Source organism: Photobacterium rosenbergii, from assembly GCF_003026455.1.
GTDB lineage: Bacteria > Pseudomonadota > Gammaproteobacteria > Enterobacterales > Vibrionaceae > Photobacterium > Photobacterium rosenbergii.
The window spans coordinates 21068-40716 of record NZ_PYMB01000023.1 but is presented as its reverse complement, the minus strand read 5'-3'; the positions used below and the strand labels follow the sequence as shown (position 1 = coordinate 40716).

General features: G+C 48.6%; 21 protein-coding genes and 1 other RNA gene. 10 read left to right on the top strand and 12 right to left on the bottom strand.

The window, feature by feature from the left end:
• The 5 genes from C9J01_RS24590 (at window position 1) to lpxM (ending at window position 3902) form a co-directional block, all read left to right on the top strand.
• On the top strand, window positions 1–549 hold the full coding sequence (locus C9J01_RS24590) for a cupredoxin family protein (protein WP_237157063.1): 549 nt from the start codon (window positions 1–3) through the stop codon (window positions 547–549).
• A gap of 16 nt (window positions 550–565) precedes the next feature.
• On the top strand, window positions 566–1096 hold the full coding sequence (locus C9J01_RS24585) for a CueP family metal-binding protein (protein WP_107300756.1): 531 nt from the start codon (window positions 566–568) through the stop codon (window positions 1094–1096).
• Between the two features lie 192 nt (window positions 1097–1288).
• A complete protein-coding gene (gene dmeF, locus C9J01_RS24580) occupies window positions 1289–2215 on the top strand; it encodes a CDF family Co(II)/Ni(II) efflux transporter DmeF (RefSeq protein ID WP_107300755.1) in 927 nt (308 codons plus the stop codon).
• Window positions 2216–2228: 13 nt separating this feature from the next.
• Entirely contained in the window at window positions 2229–2645 is a 417-nt protein-coding gene (locus C9J01_RS24575; protein WP_107300754.1) for a MarR family winged helix-turn-helix transcriptional regulator, read from the top strand.
• Window positions 2646–2963: 318 nt separating this feature from the next.
• The gene (gene lpxM, locus C9J01_RS24570; protein ID WP_107300753.1) at window positions 2964–3902 is read left to right on the top strand and encodes a lauroyl-Kdo(2)-lipid IV(A) myristoyltransferase; all 939 of its coding nucleotides are present in this window, start codon (window positions 2964–2966) and stop codon (window positions 3900–3902) included.
• 114 nt (window positions 3903–4016) lie between these two features.
• On the opposite strand, the gene C9J01_RS24565 is transcribed toward lpxM, so the two are convergent.
• The 5 genes from C9J01_RS24565 to C9J01_RS24545 all read right to left on the bottom strand — a co-directional run bounded on the left by C9J01_RS24565 (window position 4017) and on the right by C9J01_RS24545 (window position 8591).
• Window positions 4017–4526: a glycine cleavage system transcriptional repressor gene (locus C9J01_RS24565; protein WP_107300752.1), complete on the bottom strand. Its 510-nt coding sequence runs from the start codon at window positions 4524–4526 to the stop codon at window positions 4017–4019.
• A gap of 199 nt (window positions 4527–4725) precedes the next feature.
• Window positions 4726–6162 (bottom strand): methyl-accepting chemotaxis protein, encoded by a 1437-nt coding sequence (locus C9J01_RS24560; protein WP_107300751.1) that lies wholly within the window; start codon window positions 6160–6162, stop codon window positions 4726–4728.
• Between the two features lie 241 nt (window positions 6163–6403).
• Entirely contained in the window at window positions 6404–6892 is a 489-nt protein-coding gene (locus C9J01_RS24555; RefSeq protein ID WP_107300750.1) for a hypothetical protein, read from the bottom strand.
• A gap of 721 nt (window positions 6893–7613) precedes the next feature.
• An RNA gene (ffs, locus tag C9J01_RS24550) (signal recognition particle sRNA small type) lies at window positions 7614–7710 on the bottom strand.
• 146 nt (window positions 7711–7856) lie between these two features.
• Window positions 7857–8591: a VP0952 family biofilm-associated protein gene (locus tag C9J01_RS24545; RefSeq protein ID WP_107300749.1), complete on the bottom strand. Its 735-nt coding sequence runs from the start codon at window positions 8589–8591 to the stop codon at window positions 7857–7859.
• Window positions 8592–8668: 77 nt separating this feature from the next.
• Here C9J01_RS24545 and C9J01_RS24540 point away from each other — a divergent pair, with 77 nt between their 5' ends.
• On the top strand, window positions 8669–8974 hold the full coding sequence (locus tag C9J01_RS24540) for an MGMT family protein (RefSeq protein WP_107300777.1): 306 nt from the start codon (window positions 8669–8671) through the stop codon (window positions 8972–8974).
• Window positions 8975–9042: 68 nt separating this feature from the next.
• On the opposite strand, the gene C9J01_RS24535 is transcribed toward C9J01_RS24540, so the two are convergent.
• Window positions 9043–9462, bottom strand: coding sequence for a YbaY family lipoprotein (locus C9J01_RS24535; RefSeq protein ID WP_107300748.1), 420 nt, complete (start codon window positions 9460–9462; stop codon window positions 9043–9045).
• Between the two features lie 142 nt (window positions 9463–9604).
• On the opposite strand from C9J01_RS24535, the gene tesB reads away from it, so the two are divergent.
• Window positions 9605–10471 carry an acyl-CoA thioesterase II gene (gene tesB / locus C9J01_RS24530; protein ID WP_107300747.1) on the top strand — a complete coding sequence of 289 codons (867 nt, stop codon included), beginning with the start codon at window positions 9605–9607 and terminating at the stop codon, window positions 10469–10471.
• Window positions 10472–10513: 42 nt separating this feature from the next.
• On the opposite strand, the gene C9J01_RS24525 is transcribed toward tesB, so the two are convergent.
• From C9J01_RS24525 to C9J01_RS24515, 3 genes are all read right to left on the bottom strand, one after another.
• Window positions 10514–12334 carry a SmdB family multidrug efflux ABC transporter permease/ATP-binding protein gene (locus C9J01_RS24525; protein ID WP_107300746.1) on the bottom strand — a complete coding sequence of 607 codons (1821 nt, stop codon included), beginning with the start codon at window positions 12332–12334 and terminating at the stop codon, window positions 10514–10516.
• On the bottom strand, window positions 12334–14073 hold the full coding sequence (locus C9J01_RS24520) for an ABC transporter transmembrane domain-containing protein (RefSeq protein ID WP_107300745.1): 1740 nt from the start codon (window positions 14071–14073) through the stop codon (window positions 12334–12336). Before C9J01_RS24520 ends, C9J01_RS24525 begins: the two co-directional genes overlap by 1 nt.
• Before the next feature lie 183 nt (window positions 14074–14256).
• Complete coding sequence (locus C9J01_RS24515; protein WP_107300744.1) at window positions 14257–14718, bottom strand: Lrp/AsnC family transcriptional regulator; 462 nt, start codon at window positions 14716–14718, stop codon at window positions 14257–14259.
• 144 nt (window positions 14719–14862) lie between these two features.
• Between C9J01_RS24515 and C9J01_RS24510 the strand changes: the two genes are divergently transcribed.
• Entirely contained in the window at window positions 14863–15930 is a 1068-nt protein-coding gene (locus tag C9J01_RS24510; protein ID WP_107300743.1) for a PLP-dependent cysteine synthase family protein, read from the top strand.
• A 228-nt stretch (window positions 15931–16158) separates the two neighbouring features.
• Window positions 16159–16857, top strand: coding sequence for a 7-cyano-7-deazaguanine synthase QueC (queC, locus tag C9J01_RS24505; RefSeq protein ID WP_107300742.1), 699 nt, complete (start codon window positions 16159–16161; stop codon window positions 16855–16857).
• 77 nt (window positions 16858–16934) lie between these two features.
• Here the strand turns inward: queC and prmB are convergent, their stop codons facing one another.
• On the bottom strand, window positions 16935–17867 hold the full coding sequence (prmB, locus tag C9J01_RS24500) for a 50S ribosomal protein L3 N(5)-glutamine methyltransferase (RefSeq protein WP_107300741.1): 933 nt from the start codon (window positions 17865–17867) through the stop codon (window positions 16935–16937).
• A gap of 53 nt (window positions 17868–17920) precedes the next feature.
• On the opposite strand from prmB, the gene smrB reads away from it, so the two are divergent.
• Complete coding sequence (gene smrB, locus C9J01_RS24495; protein ID WP_107300740.1) at window positions 17921–18451, top strand: endonuclease SmrB; 531 nt, start codon at window positions 17921–17923, stop codon at window positions 18449–18451.
• A 44-nt stretch (window positions 18452–18495) separates the two neighbouring features.
• On the opposite strand, the gene C9J01_RS24490 is transcribed toward smrB, so the two are convergent.
• Both C9J01_RS24490 and sixA read right to left on the bottom strand, forming a co-directional pair.
• The gene (locus C9J01_RS24490; RefSeq protein ID WP_201797866.1) at window positions 18496–18855 is read right to left on the bottom strand and encodes a hypothetical protein; all 360 of its coding nucleotides are present in this window, start codon (window positions 18853–18855) and stop codon (window positions 18496–18498) included.
• A gap of 139 nt (window positions 18856–18994) precedes the next feature.
• Window positions 18995–19468, bottom strand: coding sequence for a phosphohistidine phosphatase SixA (gene sixA, locus C9J01_RS24485; protein ID WP_107300739.1), 474 nt, complete (start codon window positions 19466–19468; stop codon window positions 18995–18997).
• Window positions 19469–19649: the final 181 nt, after the last annotated feature.

Genomic DNA, 19649 nt, shown 5'->3' with positions numbered 1-19649 from the left:
ATGATGAAAGTAAACGCTGCGCTAACCCTTGCTCTAATGCTAACAACACCGGTAACTTTCGCGGCCGGCGATCACGCCCATACTCATGTTGAAGGCCACGAAGGCCATGGCACTATGTCGGGCCACCATGAGATGTCAGGTCATCACGATATGTCAGGACACGGGGCGATGGCTTCTGCAGTCGGTATGCCGGCACCAGCAAACCAAGCAACTCAAACCTATAACGTCATTCTGACCGATGACATGAAAATGCAATTCGAACCAAGCTTGGCCATCAAGCAAGGTGATGTAGTGCGCTTTGTGGTGACCAACAAAGGCCAGATCCCTCATGAATTCTCGATTGGCAGTATTGACGAGCAAGCCAAGCACCGCGAGATGATGCGCGCTATGCCAGATATGGAACACCACGACGGCACCACGGTCACTCTGGCTGCGGGTGAAACAGCAGAGATGGGCTGGCACTTCATGGGACAGAACTTTGTTGAGTTCTCTTGCAACATTCCAGGCCACTCTGAAGCTGGCATGAAGCGTAATACGATTTTGAAATAACAGGATGGAACACACGATGAAATACTTACTACCTGCAATTTTCCTTGCCCTCAGCAGCAGCCACGCTCTAGCCAGCGTTGATACCTTAGACAAAGCACAGGCCTTCGCTGAATTGACACCACAACAAGCCCTTGAGCAATCACATCAATGGCACCGCACAGGAGAGGCAACAGTGCGCGTCATGCCAGATGCTATCCATGCCGAGTTTGCTGACGGCACTAAAGCTTCAGTGCCCGTTAAAGATGACTTCCTGCTCTCTATCGCCCCCTTTGAGCAAGTCACCCACGGCTGTACTTACCATGTTCCAACTGGCTGTCAGGGGGAAATGGTCAACAAAGCGATGATGGTAGAAATCACCGACACCCAAACCAAAGAAGTGATCCAGTCCGGTATGGTCAAAACCCAAAAAGACGGATTCATAGATTTCTGGATGCCAAAGAACGGCAACTACCAGTTCACCTTCACCTACAACGGCAAAACAGCCTCAGAGGTCTTGAGCACCGAAGGTAACAGCCGTACCTGTATCACTACCATGCAGTTGCTATAGATAATCAACATCCCTCCTGTAGACATATGGCTGTAGGAGGGACTTCATATTTCATACTCTTCACTCTTCTTCGACCCTCTTATCTCGTCTACAATATACTTTGACAATCAAACTATATGACCACAAAATACATTGATGATCAAAATATATAATTTTCAAACAAAATAGCTTACACCAAGGTGAGGACCACCCATGCACAGCGAGAATTTGCAGCAATGGCAACACAACCATGATTTTGTTTCTATTAATCGACAAGGTGAACGTCGGACGTTATGGGTCCTCGGATTAACACTCGTCACTATGGTGGCAGAAATCACCGCAGGTACAGTATATGGATCTATGGCATTACTAGCCGATGGTTGGCATATGGGTACCCATGCTGCAGCTTTCCTCATCACCCTGTTTGCCTACCGCTATGCCCGCAAGCATGCCAACAACCCGGCATTTTCATTTGGTACCGGTAAGGTCAGTGTTTTAGGGGGGTTTACCAGTGCCATCGCCCTTGGCCTGGTAGCCTTGATAATGCTGGTCGAATCGGTCCACCGCCTGTTCAACCCACAAGCGATACAATTCAATGAAGCGATTATGGTCGCAGTGATTGGTTTAGTGGTTAACGTTATCAGTGTGTTCCTGCTGCATGACCATCATAGCCATGAGCACCACCATGGACACAGCCACGGTCACGGCCACGACCATAACCTCCGAGCGGCTTATTTCCACGTGCTAGCAGATGCCCTGACCTCACTGCTGGCGATTGTCGCCCTGCTATTTGGTAAATATCTGGGCTATGACTGGCTCGATGCCATTATGGGAATGGTCGGGGCAGTAATTATCACCCGTTGGGCGTGGGGGTTGATGAGACAGACCAGCCCAATTCTGCTCGACGGCAATATCGACCATAACTACCAGCAAAAAATTATCAATACCCTTGAGCAAGACGCCGATAACAAGGTCAGCGATATCCATATCTGGAAAGTCAGTGCTGACCATTATGCTGCGATGATTTCACTGGTGACTCACCACCCGAAAGCAGCTAATGAATACAAGCAATTACTGTCGGAGTTCGATAAACTTAGCCATCTCACCATAGAGGTCAACAAGTGCCAAGAGGCACACTGACAGCGAGAACAAAATGAAAGACATTGAGCAGTTGAACCACACCATTATCGAATTCTACGAAAAGCTCTCTTCTTGGGAGCAATCTGTTGTCCGTGGCAAGGGCTTTTCCCTGCCTCAGGTCCATGTCGTTGAAATTCTTGGTGCCCACGGTGCAATGAGGATGAAGGAGCTAGCCGATAAAATTGGCGTTACAACCGGTACCCTCACTGTTCAAGTCGATAAGATGGTCAAGCTGGGCTTGCTGCTACGCCGCCCCCATGAATCGGATCGCCGCTCTATTCTGGTTGAGCTAACCGCTGAAGGTGAAGAGCTTTATCGTGAACATGATCAGCTTCACCTCAGCCTGACTCAGGACATTACCGCCAAGCTCAGTGCTGAAGAGTGTCAACAGCTGCTTACCAGCCTGACAAAAATAAACCAAGAATTCTAAACGACTTACTCTTCATTCTCTGCATGATTTCGCCATATAGGTACTCGTCCGGTACCTGTATGGCCACTCCAAATACGCACTAGCATTAATGCGCACTCATGCTCTTATATATTGGCCAAATAAGCGTCACATAATTTGTCTTCTATCAATAAATAGTTGGTAAGCTCTGATCTCCCGACTAAAATACTGAACCTTTCCTGAATAACAGTTGCCTGCTTCTAGACACAACATTCAATACACGGCGATATACCGCCTTGGCCACATAGCTTGCTTGACTGGTATAGACATGATTAAGCTTGGCCTGACACGGATACGGACATGAGTGATACCACCTACGGGCAATATAACCCGGCCTTCCAGTTTTCTTTTTTACACCCTCGCCACTGGCTCATTTGGGCAGCAATGCCACTGATCCTGCTACTGGCTTTACTACCACATAGCGCTCGCAAGGGTATTGCCCGTTTTGCCGCTAAGCTGATATTGAAGAAGAAAAAAGGCGCCAAGCGCCGGGCACTTAAGAACATTGAACTTTGCTTTCCTGACTACAACGAAAACCAACGCCTAGCCTTACTCGAAGAGACCTTCACTGTCGCAGGCTGTATTTTACTCGGCTTTGCCCAACCCTTTATCAAAGGCCGCCGCTACGTACTAAACAGCCATGATGTTCACGGGCTTGAACACCTAGAAGCCCTCCAAGGCCAAGATAAAAACATCATCATGCTGGTGCCACACAACTGGGCGATCGACTTCTCGGCACTTTATTTTGCAGCCAATGACATGCCGATGGTGGCAATGATCAAGCCGCAAAACAGCCCTATCATCAACTGGTTAATGAACATTCAACGCAAGCAATTTGGGGGTAGGATCTACCAGCGCAGCCAGGGTATCAAACCTTACCTACGCTCTATCAAAGAGGGCTACCTAGCCTATTACCTGCCAGATGAGGAACACCAGCTTCAGCAAAGTGTCTTCGCGCCATTCTTTGGTCACGAGAAAGCGACCGTTAAGGGGGTTGGCAAACTCGCTAAGCTATCGAACGCCGCCGTGTTGCCCGTTTTTCCTGCCTACGATTTAAACACAGGAAAATTTACCATTTCTATTCAGCCACCTTTGGCAGATTTTCCTTCCGGCAATGAATATCAGGATGCAACACGGATGAATCAAGAACTAGAGAACATGATCCGCCAGCAACCCGAACAGTATATGTGGATCCTCAAGATCTTACGTACCCAACCAGATGGCAGCCGACGGTATTAATTTCCTTGTCGCACGATGAATAGCTGAAATGAAAAGAGCCGGGCGCATTACGCGTCCGGCTCTATTTATTATTGTTGGTCTGTCTTTTCTACACGTTGTTACAACGAGAAACCGCTACGCAGTTTCTAGCACTTTCACTCTCAAGCCATCATCAACTTGCTGCAAGGCTTCAAGTAGTTGCTCGGTATCGACTTCAGTTGGCACATCAACCTGCAGCTCAGCAAAAAACAAAGCCTGACCCAGATCGGGCACACCAATACGATGGTTTTCAATTTTAACAATACCGATCCCGATATTATCCAAGATACGGGTAATGTCATTCACGATACCCGGGCGGTCACTCGACTCGACTTTTAAGGTGAGGTGATCGGTTTTGATCTCGCCTGCTTCCTGGGCTTCAATAATACGGATATCCAATGCCTGCTGGGCTTGGAATAACTCCCTCAACTGGCTAACAGACTGCGCAGGAATATCAATTTTCAAGATCCCGACAACCTGATTATCCAGCCTATTGATTTTACTGATCAGCCATTTTCCCCCAAGCTCGTGGGTTTTAGCTGCTAATTTATTGATAAGTTGAGGATGATCTTGTCCCGCTAGCGTGACGGTTAATTGAGTATTCATACGCGCTCCCCCTCTACAATCCAGCCAGAAACACACTGGCTATATAGTCAGACTAGCAAGCAAGATGAAACTGTGCCGTGATAAGGCTCGATTCTGGTTACGAAAATCTCTAATAACCTTGTATTTAATTCACAAATCCGCATAAAAAAGCCAGTTACTTGCGTAACTGGCTCATTTCTAACGTGCTGGTTTACTCGCTTTAGCCGTTGGTGCGATATTTCTGCAAAATCTCACCTAGCTGGCGGGAGGTATCACCCAAACTTGAGCTGTTATGTATCGACTGCTCACTCATGGTACGGATCACTTCCGACTGGGAGCGGATATCATGCAGCTCAGAGGCAATATCATTAGCAACGGTTGTCTGCTGGTGGGCTGCCGTCGCTATCTGGGTGCTCATATCCATCACCTGCCGGGCCGACTCAGCGATACTATTTACATCATGGCCAATCTCGGTGATCATCTCACGGCTTTGGTGGGATTGCTCCATGGTCACCGCAGTGATATTGGAAATACTGGAGGTTTCCAGCTGCAGCTTGTCAATCATGGCCTGGATCTCAACCGTTGCCTGTTGGGTTCGCCCTGCCAACGTCCTTACTTCATCAGCCACCACGGCAAAGCCACGGCCTTGCTCACCGGCACGAGCCGCTTCAATCGCCGCATTCAACGCCAGCAAATTGGTTTGCTCGGAAATCGCATTGATGGTGGTGATCACCGCATTGATTTCCTCGGCCTTCTCGTTAAGGCTACCTACCGCGCGAGAGGCTTCATCGGTTTGCTCTGACAACTGGGTCACCTTGATGATCGCCTGCTGAACATTGCGGTTCCCCTGTTCGATACTTTGCATGTCAGAGTCAGACTGCTCTGAGGTTTGCTGGGCTAGGCCGGCAATATCTTTTGCCGAGGCCGTCATTTCTTCCATAGCGGTAGCGACGGAATCCAGTGAGGTATATTGCTGATTCACCTGCTGGCCCGCGCCTTGTGCATCATTGCTAAAATGACCTGCTGCAACCTGCAAGTTCTGGGCGCTTTGCTTCACTGTGTCCACCAACTCGCTCAACGTGTCCATGGTACGGTCCAGCTCAAAGCCAATGATACCGAATTCATCACGGCCAACATGGAAGCCCAAACGGGAGGTCAAGTCACCATCCGCAATACGCTTGGTGGCCTGGTGCATTACCCACAGTGCACCACCCAAGAAGGTTGCCATCCAATAACACAGCAGACCAATTGGTAGAAGGGTGAGAAGGGAATAGAAAAAGCGCTGCAAGGCCTGATCTTTTCCAGCATCAATAGCCTGTGAACTGCCCTGCGGCAAACTTGCGGTTCCTAACGGGGTCACAGCAACGACATCTTTACCAACGCCACGGGAAGTGAAGTTAACCCCCTGTTGTTGCAATATATTACGCTGGGCATCTGCATCCAGCCCTGTTGCCTGAACGATGTCGACCATCACCGCAAGCCTAGTTTCAGTAAGGGCAATCTGCTGTTGTTCCAACTGTCCCACCGTTTGGCGGTATTGCAGGCCTGCAATCGCCGTCACTACTGTTGCAATTAGCGCAAAGAGCACCCAAAACTTGTCATTAACCGACATTTTGACAAACATCCGGTCAATAGTACGGAATTCAACCTCTCTCATCGTCGTTCCCTGTAATCATTATGGTTTGCGGCATATGGTAGCAGCTCGCCAACCACAGTTGTGATAGAGGGTTTATTTTTCAGACAACAGAATCTATCAATTTCACTAAAAGTCGATCTTAATCACAGTTGCAATTACTCTTCTGCTTTTATCCAAAACAAAGACATAAAAAAACCGGCTGCAACTATCCTATCAAGGGTAGTTCCAACCGGTTTTTACTAAACAATTGAAAGCGAGAGGGTTAAATACCGGCGCGCTTGAACAGGCCAGCCATCAACGGTGAGTTTGCTTTCACTTGCTTCGATTTGTTTTTAAACTCTTTAGCCAGCGATGTATCGTTGATTGAATTGGCGATGTAAATCATTGACTGGTACATATCGCCCGCAGTCTTGATACGAGCCGTATCATTCATCGGGCTAATGATGTTCACCACATCAGTTCCTTTCATACCATTTTTAGTCGCGTGGTTCTCAACTGAGTCCAGCAACTTATCTAAATCCACAACGAAGTCAGAGTTTTCAGCACCTAACTTCTTAATCTCTTTCAGGTTACGCTTGCGAACCCGATTAATAATAAATGAAGGCTTGTTGATAAACTTAAAGCCAGCAAAACCAGCAACAATCAGCAAGGCAACACCACCAGCTACATAACCCCAAATCGAACCCGAAGATTCAGCAACCGGCTGGATCACTTCGGCGGCGGTTGTAACAGACACTGGTACATCAGACATATTGGTAACCTTTCATTTCTCTGGAACAGAACAACAGTGACATTATGCACTCCAGCAACAAAGAACTATGCGTTTTATCAATTTTTGTTGCAAATAGGGTGATCGACTTCAAGCTTTGGCAAAAGCGTGGGCGTCAATATCGTGCCACAGAGCATAACATTTCATAAAACCCATGTCGAAAATTCAAATTTCGACGGTTGAAGTACGGCAACCTTTTGCTACCGAAATGAGGCTACGGCCCCACTATTGGACGTTATTCTGTGTCACAAAGAGAACGGATGGATAAAAGTGCTCGCAACAAGGTTTATTATGTCGCTTGATATAAAAAACCGCGAAATTAATCAAGAAAGTTATATTATTTAATCCTAAAAAGATAAATAAATATTATTCAATTAGAAATTAAGAAAAGAATACCAAGTAAATAAGACTCGTAATAAAACTGACGATAAACATCCCTGCACTGATCTTAATATAAAGCCAAAGGAATTTTAACACTATCGCCTCCATTTCTAACTACAAAGGACTTACATAAAAATCTGTTATTACTTAATAAACTTAGTTACTAATACCAGCGTTATTTGTCTCATAGTGGCAACTAACTATTTAGGTCGCTGAGATAAAATAAAAAATTGGATTGTTGATCAGTTGAATAAATAACGAAATACAAGGGGAGTTGAAGAAAAAGATTTTGCAGATTACAAAAACGCTAGATGGGTGGAAGCCCCACCAGCCACATCTCGGCACACACGTCGCTCGCTGCGGCTGCTCCCTTCCGGGCCTGACCGGGTTCACGAGGTAGTGTTGCGAGAGGACCAGCAGGGCCTCCATAGATTCTTTGTCTCTTTACGAGAACGGGATGGATTATCCGCTATGGTCGGAGCGATTGCAATAGCACAATCGCACATTCCCGACTGACTGCCGATTTATTACCCAAACCTTACCAATTTCACACAGTTACTGGTGCTTATAGCTCTTCTTCTGGGTCTTCGAGCAGATACTCCCCTAGCAAAGCTCCGCCTAGCACCAGTAGCCAAGCAACCAATATCGGATTGGGTACCTCAAACCACGGAACGAGCACCAGTGTGGCAAAACCGACGGCAGGCAAAATCCACATCATTCGTGGTACCCACTCATTGAGTTTGCTTTTGGCCATCCCCTGCAAAGACGCAATCAAACCTGTCACACACAGGGCGACCAATGCGGCATGGGCTAATCCACCGACCCACAGCGGGATCACTAAAAACAGTGGCCACCAGGTATTACCTTGAACCGGCCGCCAACTTCGAGCGGCAATCCAGATAACGCCAACCGCCAGGATCTGGATAATGGTATAAACCGGCGCCCCTTGAAGCTTACCCTCAGTTTGCAATGCCATGAGGCCAACATCCATCGCTAGTACGATAGAAATCAACAATGCAGCCAATTGCCATGAGCTTTTGGGCGAAAAGCTGACAGCAAACACTGGTAGCATCATAAAGACACTGATTGAGAGTGCGACAGGTTGTTCGGGGAGAACAAAACCAAAAGTGCCCAGGCCAATCAACAATAGCCAGGCAGACACACCACCTTGTGGTAGCAACCACAAAGCGGGAATGGCAAGGGCTAGTGCAGGCAGCTCTCCTTGGCTTTGCCCCAATGCACTAACTCCAACAACGGTCAACGCAATGCTGACCATAACAAGTAACGCGGCATACAACATGGCAGCACCTCCTTGCGTTCTCTGATAACCGTAATACCATGATCGGCAATCAGGTTTTGTTTGGTACAGGTATAAATATGGATGATTTTGCGGCGCAAATCTACACCCAAGTTCACCAAATTCCACATGGAAAAGTCGCAACTTATGGTGATATTGCCAAATTTGCAGGTTTTCCCGGTTATGCACGCCAAGTGGGGCGATTGATGGCTACCCTGCCAGAAGGTTCAACCATCCCCTGGCATCGTGTCGTAAATGCAAAAGGGGAGATTTCCCTGACGGGGCATGATTTACAGCGCCAACGCCGTAAATTAATCGAAGAAGGTGTGGAGGTTAACGAGACTGGCAGACTTAAACTGAGAGTGTATCGCTGGGACGGTTTTTGATAACACCTAGAGTAAGTCGTTGCCGCTTACTCTAGATGATAACTAACCGATAGTGGGTATCCCTTGGGTTAATTGACCTTCACTAAAACCAAATCCTTACGGGTCGATTCAGCCTGGTCAGTCAACACATGGTTAGCCGTGTCAGTGATAAACAGCAACTTGCCATCTACCTCAATACGCGCACTCACCGCATAGGTATGGTTCGGGACAATTTCCTGACGAGAAAAGTTAAGCTGGTAATTGAAAGGCACTTGCTGGCCATCAGCCAGAAAAGCCTGGCTGCTGATAACATCAGCCGCTACATCCATTTTCGACACATCAGCCAGCGTAACCGTAATACGGGCATTGTTTGGCAATGCAATACGCTCTTTGTAGGTCAAGGTTCCCGTCACCGTTTCCAAATCTGCATCTTGTTGAATCATACTGGTACAAGCCGACACAACTAATGCCACTGCCAATGCCGAAATCAGTGCAAAAACCTTTTTCATTGTCTCTCCTAATGCAACACTGTCATTTTCATGTGTGACAAGCACTTGAACTCACGTTTAAACTGAATGATCATCATCCAATATTTGAAGAGTTTTGCACTCTCCCACGGCGCGTAATAATAACATTATTTTTGGAGATCCGATGAGCAAAGAACTGAATGAACTTCTCAATCTGCTACATTTAGAACAGCTTGAACAAGGATTATTCCGTGGACAAAGTGAACATTTGGGTTTGCCACAAGTTTACGGCGGGCAAGTGCTTGGACAAGCCCTTTCAGCGGCGAAAGAAACCGTCGATGAAGACCGCCAGGTACATTCTTTCCATAGCTATTTTCTCCGCCCTGGTGATCCGCACAAACCGATTATTTACGATGTGGAGAACTTACGTGACGGCAACAGTTTCAGTACCCGTAGGGTAAAGGCCATTCAATACGGCCGTCCAATTTTCTACATTACCGCCTCATACCAAGGGGAAGAAAAAGGCTTCGAGCACCAATCGCCAATGCCAAATGCGCCTTCTTATGAAGGATTGATGTCTGAGCAACAACTGGTTTTAGCCATGGCCGACAAACTCCTAAAAAGTGCGGTAAAGCATTTTGGCCGAGAGCGCCCGATTGAGGTTCGCCCCGTCAATGTGGTCAACCCATTGGCACCGAAACCAACCGAGGCCAAGCAATACCTGTGGATCAAAGCCAATGGCGAAATGCCAGATGACCCACGGATCCACCAGTACGTCCTAGCCTACGCATCTGATTGGGGATTCCTCGTCACCGCCCTGCAACCGCACGGGGTAAGCCTATTCAACCCTCAAATGAAGGTGGCGACCATCGACCATTCAATGTGGTTCCACCGTCCATTCCGTATGGATGAGTGGCTGCTATATGCTATCGACAGCCCGTCCGCAAGTAATTCCCGAGGCTTGGTTCGAGGTGAAATTTACAACCAGAAAGGCGAACTGGTTGCTTCTGCGGTGCAGGAAGGGTTAATGCGCCACACCGGAGAGAAATAGAGCGGCAGGTGCCGCTCTCATTGAGTTTCTACCTGAGGCGGCTTAGCCCGCCTCTTGCTTTTCAGTGCGAGAAGTTTCGTCTATTCCTCTCTCGCCCTCGAGTTGCTGCAAGTGATCACCCAATTGTTGCAGTTGGTACATCTGCCGGTAATGCCCATCATACTCCAATAGCTCATGATGCTTACCGCGCTCAACAGCTTCTCCACGATGCAAAACCAATATTTCATCGGCATCGATCACCGTCGATAGGCGGTGGGCAATCACCACCACACTCATATCCTGACGCAAGTTATTCAGAGCCTGCTGAATATGGCGTTCGGTCCCCGAATCTATATTGGCAGTGGCTTCATCGAGGATCAGAATTTTCGGTTTGCGATACCACACCCTCGCCAAGGCCAGTAACTGTTTCTGCCCCGCAGACAGGTTAGCAGCACCACTCCCAAGCAAGGTGTCCAAACCCTCATCATAACGCTGGACTTGCTCGGCTAACCCGACCGCTTCCAAGGCTTGCCAAATGACCCGATCATCAACTTCGCTGGCAGACTGCCGACCCAATGTTACGTTCTCTCGCACCGAAGCGCTGAGGATATGCGGATCTTGCTGCACCATGGCAACTCCGGAACGCAATACCTCATGGGACAAACTGGATAACGGACGCCCATCAAGGGAAATCAGCCCTTTTCCTACCGGGTAGAAGCCCATCATCAAAGAAGCAAGGGTGCTCTTACCGCTCCCGGTATGTCCGACTAAGGCAAGAAAACCACGGTGGGACAGACCGACATTAATCCCCTGCAATACGGGTTGTTTACCGTCATAACTAAAATCAACCTCACGGCACTCTAACCGTCCGCTTGCCAGAGGCTTGGGATCGTCTCCATACCCTTGCTGTTTAGCGTCGATAAATCCAAAAATGCGCTCACTGGCGACCAATGCCTGTTGCAACAAAGAAAGCTGCTGCGTCAGTTCAATAAGCGGTTCAGTCACCCGCCCCAAATAGCTAATAAAGGCATACAGCACCCCGACTCCGATGAGTTCCACCCCACTGACGCCAAACAAAGCAACCAGCGACAGCAAGGCGACACCAGAGAGGAAATCGATCAGCGGACGGAGCATAAAACCGTTGAGCTTAATCACGCTTCGCTGGGCAGCCAAATGCTTAGCTGTCAGTTCGGAAAACTGGTTATAGAACGCTTTTTCCTGACGCATTAACTGGATAAGGCTCATCCCTTGTATTGACTCACTCATCGAGGCGTTGATATCGGCCAGTAAATCCCGCATCTTGCGGTAAGCCTCGGAACTGTTGCGCTGATATAGCATCATAACGCCAACCACCACCGGAAGCAGCACCAAGACCACGAGGGTTAACCGCCAACTGAGCAACGACATCGCCACCAGCATAACCAGTATCAATGTGACATTCTTGAGTACCGTGCCAATAACATGGACGTAAAAGTCCTTGAGTGACTCTGTATCATTAGTGATCCGCGAGATCAGTTTCCCCGATGGCATGTAATCAAAAGCCGACAGAGGCTGGTTAATGATCTTGCCGAACAATTGCTTGCGGACAGTTTGCACGACCCCGATCGCCAACTCATTAAATCTTAATGACTGCAAATAACGCAGCCACGCCGTAGTTATCATCAAGCCAATATACGCAGCCGCCAGTATCACTAGCTCAGAAGTGGGAAAACTGTCCTTCGCGATGTTGTTATCAATAAAATGCTGGATGAGCCATGGCCCAGAAACATCAGCAACCGATGCCAAAAACAATAAGCCCAGAGCGACACCCAGTTGTTTTTTATCTGCCAGCGCGTAGTTCAGCAACCGGGTCAACACAGACAGTTTGATGGTTTCTTTTTCCATTATGTGTTCTCCATCGCCTGTTCGAGTTTCTGGTAGCGATACATTTCGGCGTACCAGTTGTCCTGCGCCAACAAACTCGCGTGATCGCCCTGCTCGCTGATCCGCCCTTGTTGTAATACCAAGATATTATCCGCCTCTTCCAGGGCCGTTAAACGGTGGGCAATAACAATTACAGTCTGCTTTTTCTGCCGCCGGAGGTTTTCAAGGATATGGTGTTCGGTTTTGCCATCAACCGCTGATAGCGCATCATCCAATATCAGCACTTCTGCCTCTAGCAATAAGGCGCGGGCAATCGCAATACGCTGTTTTTGACCACCGGATAAGGTGATCCCTTTCTCTCCGACCAAGGTCTGGTACCCGTCCGGGAACTGCAAAATATCGTCATCGATACAGGCTGCCTGTGCCGCTGCACGAATGTCATCCATACTGGCCTGTGGTTTACCAAGCGCGATATTGTCGGCAATCGAACGGGAGAACAAAAATGGTGACTGGCTAACAACAGCAAAACGGCTGCGCCATTGTGATAAGTCAGCCTGCTGTAACTCTACACTGCCATAGTGTATCTGGCCGTGCTCAAGCTCTTGCTGGCGAAGCAGCAAGGATAGCAAGGTCGATTTACCACTACCGATAGGGCCAGCGATACCCAACATACTTCCGCTCTGCAAGGTGAAGTGAACATCTGCCAAGGCTGGTTGACCTTGTCCGGGCCAACAAAACGCCTTGATAGCCACCTTCAATGGTTGGTAGGTCGCAGCCAGCGGCACATCACCGCTGACAATATCTGGGCTCTCGTCAAAAATATGGGCCAAGCGGTTCCACGCCGCCGAGCCTCGCTCGAGGATATTAAAGAGCCATGCCATTGCCAGCATTGGCCAAATCATCAAGCCTTGATAAAGCGTAAATGCTGTTAAATCACCCAGTGTCAGCCGCTGCTGGCTGATCAAGTAAGCGCCACCAGCAATACTGAGGAAAAAGGACATCCCTATCGCAATTTGGATCACCGGATCAAACTTGGCATCAACCCGGGCAACTGACAGGTTTTTATCGCCAACATCATCAACCACAGTGGCAAAATCATGCTGCTGGCGTTGCTCCAAACCAAAGGCACGGATCATCCTCACCCCATTAAGGCTTTCCTGAGTTTTGTCAGTCAGGGTAGAGAACGCTGCTTGCGATAGGGAAAAACGGCTGTGCAATTGACGGCCAAGGAAAAAAACCACAATCGCCATCAAGGGCATCGGCAGCAATGCCAAAATCGTCAGTTCCCAGCTAATAAAAGTGGTCATGACAAACAGCACAGCGATACCGGTAATGAGAGAGTCCGCCGCTGTCAGCACCCCTTCCCCGGCGGTCATCACCACCGCATTGACATCATTGGTTGAGCGGGCCATCAAGTCGCCCGTTTTATAACGCTCAAAAAAGGAAGGCGAATGGGAAGAAAAATGGCGGAATAAGCGGTTTCGCAGTACAGTCCCCAACTCAGAGGCCGCGCCGAACAACCAATAGCGCCAGATCACCCGGAGGAAATAAACGATAAGCCAAATGGCCGCCAAACCGGCCAGCCATCCCATCATCATTGTAGGTGTCATATTTCCACTGACAACACCATCAACAACCCAGCCAATCGCTTTCGGTGGTAAAAGTTCGAACAGGGAGACAAGAACAAGAATACCAATCGCACCGCTATAGCGCCGCCATTCCTGACGGAAATACCATTTGAGTTGCCAGAACACCTGCATAACACTCTCCTCCCTGCCATGTTAAACCTTTGTTGCAAGTGATATTATGCTGATAGTTACGCTTTTATTTCAATAGCTTATAATTACTGCCCTGCAATTTGATATTTCATCCTGATTTTCATTCAATTGCATATCTAACAACTGAAATCAGGGTAGTTGTTGGCGAGATACGGGCGCAAAATATTACACAGGCAACGCCGTGGTGTACTTGAGCGGTTCCATAGCAAACGTCGACGTCACATTGGTGAGCCCTTCAATACTATTTACGAGCTTTTTGTAGAACTGATCGAACGCAGCCATATCAGCAACCTGAACCTTCATCATATAGTCATACTCGCCTGCCATACGGTAGAACTCCATCACTTCAGGGAAGTCAGATACCGTGCCCACGAATTCGTGGTACCACTCCTTAGAATGATTGCTCGTCTTAATTTGGACAAAGGCAGTGAAAGACAGGCCGAGCTTCACCGGGTCAAGCAAGGCCACTCGCTGGCGTAAAATACCGTTTTCTTCGAGGCGCTTTAACCGTTTCCAACAAGGCGTTGTTGTAAGGTTCACCGCTTCTGCCAACTCGGCCAAGGCCAAGGTGCCATCTTGTTGCAGTAATCGTAGGAGTGTTCTATCAGTTTTATCGAGATCAGCCAATTCGTTTCACCTGAAATGTAGGATTTAGAATAATTTTCTCCATTTTAATCGATATAGAGTAAATTTGATAAAGATTTTTCCTGCGCTTAGTCATACATTACTTACATAATATATACAGCCAGCACCACAGCAAAAGGAACGACCATGAGCCACGACCCACAATGGATCCACACAGCGATCCGCAAAATTGAAGCCGATTTTCAACGCTCTGCCGATACCCATCTGATCAAGCTGGATATCCCTTCGCTAGACGGCATTGACATCTATTTGAAGGATGAAAGCACCCACCCAACCGGCAGCCTAAAGCACCGTTTGGCCCGCTCATTGTTCCTGTTTGCCCTATGTAATGGCTGGATAGGCAAAGATACCCCGATCATTGAGTCTTCATCAGGCAGTACCGCTGTCTCTGAAGCCTACTTTGCTCGTTTACTTGGTTTACCCTTCATTGCTGTGGTGCCACGTAAAACCGCCCGCAAGAAAATCGAGCAGATCGAGTTTTATGGTGGCCGTGCGCACTTAGTCGATAGCCCAAGTGAAATCTACGAAGAATCACGCCGTTTGGCCAAAGAGCTTAATGGCCATTATATGGATCAATTTACCTACGCCGAGCGAGCAACCGACTGGCGTGGAAACAACAATATTGCCAACAGCATCTTTGATCAGATGAAACTTGAGGAGCACCCGATCCCAAGTTGGGTCGTTATGAGCCCGGGAACCGGCGGGACATCAGCCACCATTGGTCGCTACATTCGCTATCAGATGCACAGCACCAAATTATGTGTCGTTGACCCAGAAAACTCGGTATTCCATCAATACTACAAGACCCGTGATGCTTCTCTGACCGGCGAGTGTGGTAGCCGTATCGAAGGGATTGGTCGCCCACGTGTCGAACCTAGTTTTATTCCAGATGTTATCGATGAGATGCGTACCATCCCTGATGCCGCCAGTATTGCGACAGTCCACTGGTTGGAAAAACTGCTGGGTCGCAAAGCAGGTGCATCGACAGGTACTAACCTATATGGTGTGCTGCAACTTGCCAGCGAGATGAAGGCCCGAGGAGAGAGTGGCTCAATTGTCACCTTGCTGTGTGATAGCGGCGAGCGCTACCTAGACACCTATTTCAACACAGCGTGGATTAAGGACAACATTGGTGATATCAGTGGCTACCTTGCCCAACTCGAGCAGCTAGAACAAACCGGCCAACTAAGCTAAAGACTCTATATCTTCAAGCCGCCTATTTCGAGGCGGCTTTTGGTTATTTGGTTAAATACCTTAGCTTACTTTTATCTATGACCTTGCGCTTCTGGGCTTTTCTCTTTGCTATTGCTGCGGTAGCATGAGCCTGCCAATAGAGAACCTGCTGTTGGCCTACCCTTATTACTAAAAGGGGTAGTCCCTACCGACTGTTTTTCGGTACGACAACAACATAGGAAATTTTTCATGCGCAAAGCCGTAGTTGTATTTAGTGGCGGCCAAGACTCCACAACCTGCCTGATCCAGGCCATGGCCCATTATGATGAAGTGCACTGTATTACTTTCGATTATGGCCAGCGCCATAAGCTGGAAATCGAAGTGGCTGAATCTGTCTGCAAAGAACTCGGTGTCGCTGCACACAAGGTAATGGACGTGGGCTTGCTCAATGAACTGGCGATCAGCTCACTGACCCGCGACAATATCCCTGTTTCTCACGAATTGCAGGAAAATGGCCTGCCGAACTCATTCGTCCCTGGCCGTAACATCCTATTCCTAACCCTTGCGGGTATCTATGCTTACCAGATTGGTGCTGAGGCAGTGATCACTGGTGTGTGCGAAACCGACTTTTCTGGCTACCCGGACTGCCGTGACGAGTTCGTCAAATCCATCAACCAATCACTGGTATTGGGTATGGACCGTGCCCTTAAGATTGAAACGCCTTTAATGTGGCTCAACAAGGCTGAAACTTGGGCGCTCGCCGACCAATACGGCAAACTAGACTTCGTCCGCGAAAAAACCCTGACTTGCTACAACGGCATTATCGGCGATGGCTGTGGTGACTGCCCATCTTGCGACCTGCGCAAAGCAGGCCTTGATGATTACCTTGCCAACCAAGCCGCTATCATGGCCGAACTAAAAGCCAAACAGCAGGCGGGCAATGCCTAAGCTAAGCTTAATCACTGCCATTTAAGCATAAAAAAACCGAAGCCTGGGCTTCGGTTTTTTATTACGGCATATCGAGATTAATCACGGTAAAACGCAAACTCATCAGCACACTCAAGCAATTGTTCACGGGTTAGCATGAACACACCGTGACCGCCGTTTTCGAACTCGATCCAAGTGAATGGAATATGCGGGTACTGTTCTTCCATATGGATCATTGAGTTACCCACTTCACAGATCAACACACCGTCTTCTTTCAGGTAATCCGGCGCGTTAGCTAGAATACGACGAACCAGTTTCAGGCCATCGGTACCGGCAGCAAGGCCAAGCTCAGGCTCATGGCGGAACTCATCTGGCAAGCTGTCCATATCTTCCTGATCCACATACGGTGGGTTAGTCACGATCAGGTCGTATTTGTCTTTTGGCACGTCACGCAGTAGATCAGAGCGTAGCGGGATCACCTGCTGCTCAAGGCCGTGGTCCTGGATGTTCTGCTCGGCAACGGCAAGGGCATCAGTAGAGATATCAACGATATCCACCTCAGCTTCCGGGAAAGCATGGGCACAGGCAATACCGATACAACCAGAACCGGTACACAGATCCATGATGCGGGTCGGGCGCTCTTGCAGGAACGGTTCGAAGAAGTTTTCGATCAGCTCACCGATTGGCGAACGTGGCACAAGTACGCGTTCGTCGACAAAGAATTCCATCCCACAGAAGTAAGCCTTGTTCGTCAGGTAAGCCACTGGGGTACGCTCGTTGATACGACGGATCACGCGCTCAACAATGCGATGACGCTCGCTGCTGGTCAGGCGTGAATGACGTACTTCTGCTGGTACATCAAGAGGTAAGTACAGGGTTGGCAGCACAAGCTGTACCGCTTCGTCCCACGCATTGTCTGTACCGTGACCATAAAAAAGACCGGCAGCATTGAAACGGCTAACCGTCCAACGTAGCATGTCCTGCAATGTATGAAGTTCGTTGACGGCTTCGTCGACAAAAATCTTATCCAAAATAGCCTCCGAATGGCGCTACAATACCGCTATAAAGTTGTTGGAATTTCACTATGAGCAAAAAAGATACTAACCTGGACGACGATCTGATGCTCTTCCAGGAAGCGGTTAAGGGCGTAAAAAAGATCACTAATGATACCATAATCACGCCCCGCCGACAGGGTCCAAAGACTGATAAACCAAAAGTCTCGGCAAAAGAAACACAAAATCACGAGTTTTACTTCTCTGACGAGTTCGAGCCGCACCTCAACGAGAACGGCCCGACCCAGTATGCCCGTACCGGTGTGTCGAAGTATGAAGTGAAGAAGTTGCGTCGTGGTGTTTATGTTCCCGATATGTATCTGGACATGCACGGCATGACCCAGAAAGAGGCAAAGCGTGAACTGGCTGCAATGATCGCTGCCTGTATCAAGGAAAAGGTCGCCTGCTGCTGTGTTATGCACGGTATCGGCAAGCATATCCTCAAGCAGAAAGCGCCAATGTGGCTGGCACAGCACCCCGATGTAATGGCCTTCCACCAAGCGCCGCTGGAGTTCGGCGGTGACGGTGCCTTACTGGTACTGCTGGATATTCCGGAGAGATAAGGCTATGGGCCCGCTAATCCATAGCCGAATGCTTCTAGCCTGGATTAATACACGAAGCGGGCTAGCGAACCTACGTTGATAACTTGGCCTTCCACGAGGAGGGTCACTTCCCCGCTATCGCAAATATTCATCCGTGTTTTCACCGCCTGCTCGCTGTAATAGTGCTCGCAGGCACCGTTTCGTGCGCTGTCGATACGAGAGAAGATGGTGATCCCCCCCGGGTTAAACAGGCTTTGCGGTGATGCGAATGTCAGGGTGCTCCCCGACGCCGAAATGTGCATATCTTCAGTGATACCATTGGCCCATTTAATGGCGCCATTGGCATTAATGCTCGGGACTGGCGGCATTTGCACACATCCAGCAAGCAGTGCGACACCCATCGCTAGTGATAACTTTGCTTTCATCAAAACGTCTATGAATTCAAGAGGGTTAGAGAAACGAAACTTTCTCTTGTATCGGCACTCCCCGAAAAAACCTTAGGACTTTTACTCAAGGTTTTCCGGGGGTGTTATACCCGAGCAACAGGGTGCTTGGCATATATCGCTAGCCTTCAGGGTTGGCATGCCACAGCAGGTCACCGCTGTCGCTGTCAGGCTGGTAATCTATTGCGGCAATAGAGGAAGTAATAAACATCGGAGGCTGCAAGCCCGGTACCATTTCGGCAGTGAGGTAACCGACCAGTGGCAGGTGCGATACCACCAGCAGGTTTTCCGGTTGTTCGATATTGATCACGGCTTTGAGATAAGCAGCCACATCTTCGGCATCGCCATAAGGGGTGATGTCTTCAACCGTCATCAGGCGCTTAGGTTCAGGCAAATGGGAAGCCATTGATTGCCATGTTTGTTGCGCCCGAAGGTAAGGGCTCACCCAGACCATATCCAGATCATTGTCGAACTGGCCGGCAAGTTGCAAAGCCATTTGCTCAGAAAGGGCGGCGCCTCTGTCCGTCAACGGGCGTTCTGCATCACTGGCTGCAAAGTGCTGGGCTTCACCATGACGCATTATATAAATTCGCATAATTTATCCAATTTCACAGTCTGATACCCGATCACACACTTATTTATAATTACTATCAGTGGTTAGTGATCGATCAAACTCAGGCTTACTTATCCGACTTCTCACCATCAGAAAAGACGTACTTTCAAGCTATGCTAGCAAGTAAAGCCTGCAGAAAACAGAGATCCTGCTCACCCTGTTT

What these genes read in the sequence shown, in the direction of transcription:
- C9J01_RS24590 (WP_237157063.1), top strand. Translation starts at nt 1, where the DNA reads ATGATGAAAGTAAACGCTGCGCTAACCCTTGCTCTAATGCTAACAACA.
- C9J01_RS24585 (WP_107300756.1), top strand. Translation starts at nt 566, where the DNA reads ATGAAATACTTACTACCTGCAATTTTCCTTGCCCTCAGCAGCAGCCAC.
- dmeF (WP_107300755.1), top strand. Translation starts at nt 1,289, where the DNA reads ATGCACAGCGAGAATTTGCAGCAATGGCAACACAACCATGATTTTGTT.
- C9J01_RS24575 (WP_107300754.1), top strand. Translation starts at nt 2,229, where the DNA reads ATGAAAGACATTGAGCAGTTGAACCACACCATTATCGAATTCTACGAA.
- lpxM (WP_107300753.1), top strand. Translation starts at nt 2,964, where the DNA reads ATGAGTGATACCACCTACGGGCAATATAACCCGGCCTTCCAGTTTTCT.
- C9J01_RS24565 (WP_107300752.1), bottom strand. Translation starts at nt 4,526, where the DNA reads ATGAATACTCAATTAACCGTCACGCTAGCGGGACAAGATCATCCTCAA.
- C9J01_RS24560 (WP_107300751.1), bottom strand. Translation starts at nt 6,162, where the DNA reads ATGAGAGAGGTTGAATTCCGTACTATTGACCGGATGTTTGTCAAAATG.
- C9J01_RS24555 (WP_107300750.1), bottom strand. Translation starts at nt 6,892, where the DNA reads ATGTCTGATGTACCAGTGTCTGTTACAACCGCCGCCGAAGTGATCCAG.
- C9J01_RS24545 (WP_107300749.1), bottom strand. Translation starts at nt 8,591, where the DNA reads ATGTTGTATGCCGCGTTACTTGTTATGGTCAGCATTGCGTTGACCGTT.
- C9J01_RS24540 (WP_107300777.1), top strand. Translation starts at nt 8,669, where the DNA reads ATGGATGATTTTGCGGCGCAAATCTACACCCAAGTTCACCAAATTCCA.
- C9J01_RS24535 (WP_107300748.1), bottom strand. Translation starts at nt 9,462, where the DNA reads ATGAAAAAGGTTTTTGCACTGATTTCGGCATTGGCAGTGGCATTAGTT.
- tesB (WP_107300747.1), top strand. Translation starts at nt 9,605, where the DNA reads ATGAGCAAAGAACTGAATGAACTTCTCAATCTGCTACATTTAGAACAG.
- C9J01_RS24525 (WP_107300746.1), bottom strand. Translation starts at nt 12,334, where the DNA reads ATGGAAAAAGAAACCATCAAACTGTCTGTGTTGACCCGGTTGCTGAAC.
- C9J01_RS24520 (WP_107300745.1), bottom strand. Translation starts at nt 14,073, where the DNA reads ATGCAGGTGTTCTGGCAACTCAAATGGTATTTCCGTCAGGAATGGCGG.
- C9J01_RS24510 (WP_107300743.1), top strand. Translation starts at nt 14,863, where the DNA reads ATGAGCCACGACCCACAATGGATCCACACAGCGATCCGCAAAATTGAA.
- queC (WP_107300742.1), top strand. Translation starts at nt 16,159, where the DNA reads ATGCGCAAAGCCGTAGTTGTATTTAGTGGCGGCCAAGACTCCACAACC.
- smrB (WP_107300740.1), top strand. Translation starts at nt 17,921, where the DNA reads ATGAGCAAAAAAGATACTAACCTGGACGACGATCTGATGCTCTTCCAG.
- C9J01_RS24490 (WP_201797866.1), bottom strand. Translation starts at nt 18,855, where the DNA reads ATGAAAGCAAAGTTATCACTAGCGATGGGTGTCGCACTGCTTGCTGGA.
- sixA (WP_107300739.1), bottom strand. Translation starts at nt 19,468, where the DNA reads ATGCGAATTTATATAATGCGTCATGGTGAAGCCCAGCACTTTGCAGCC.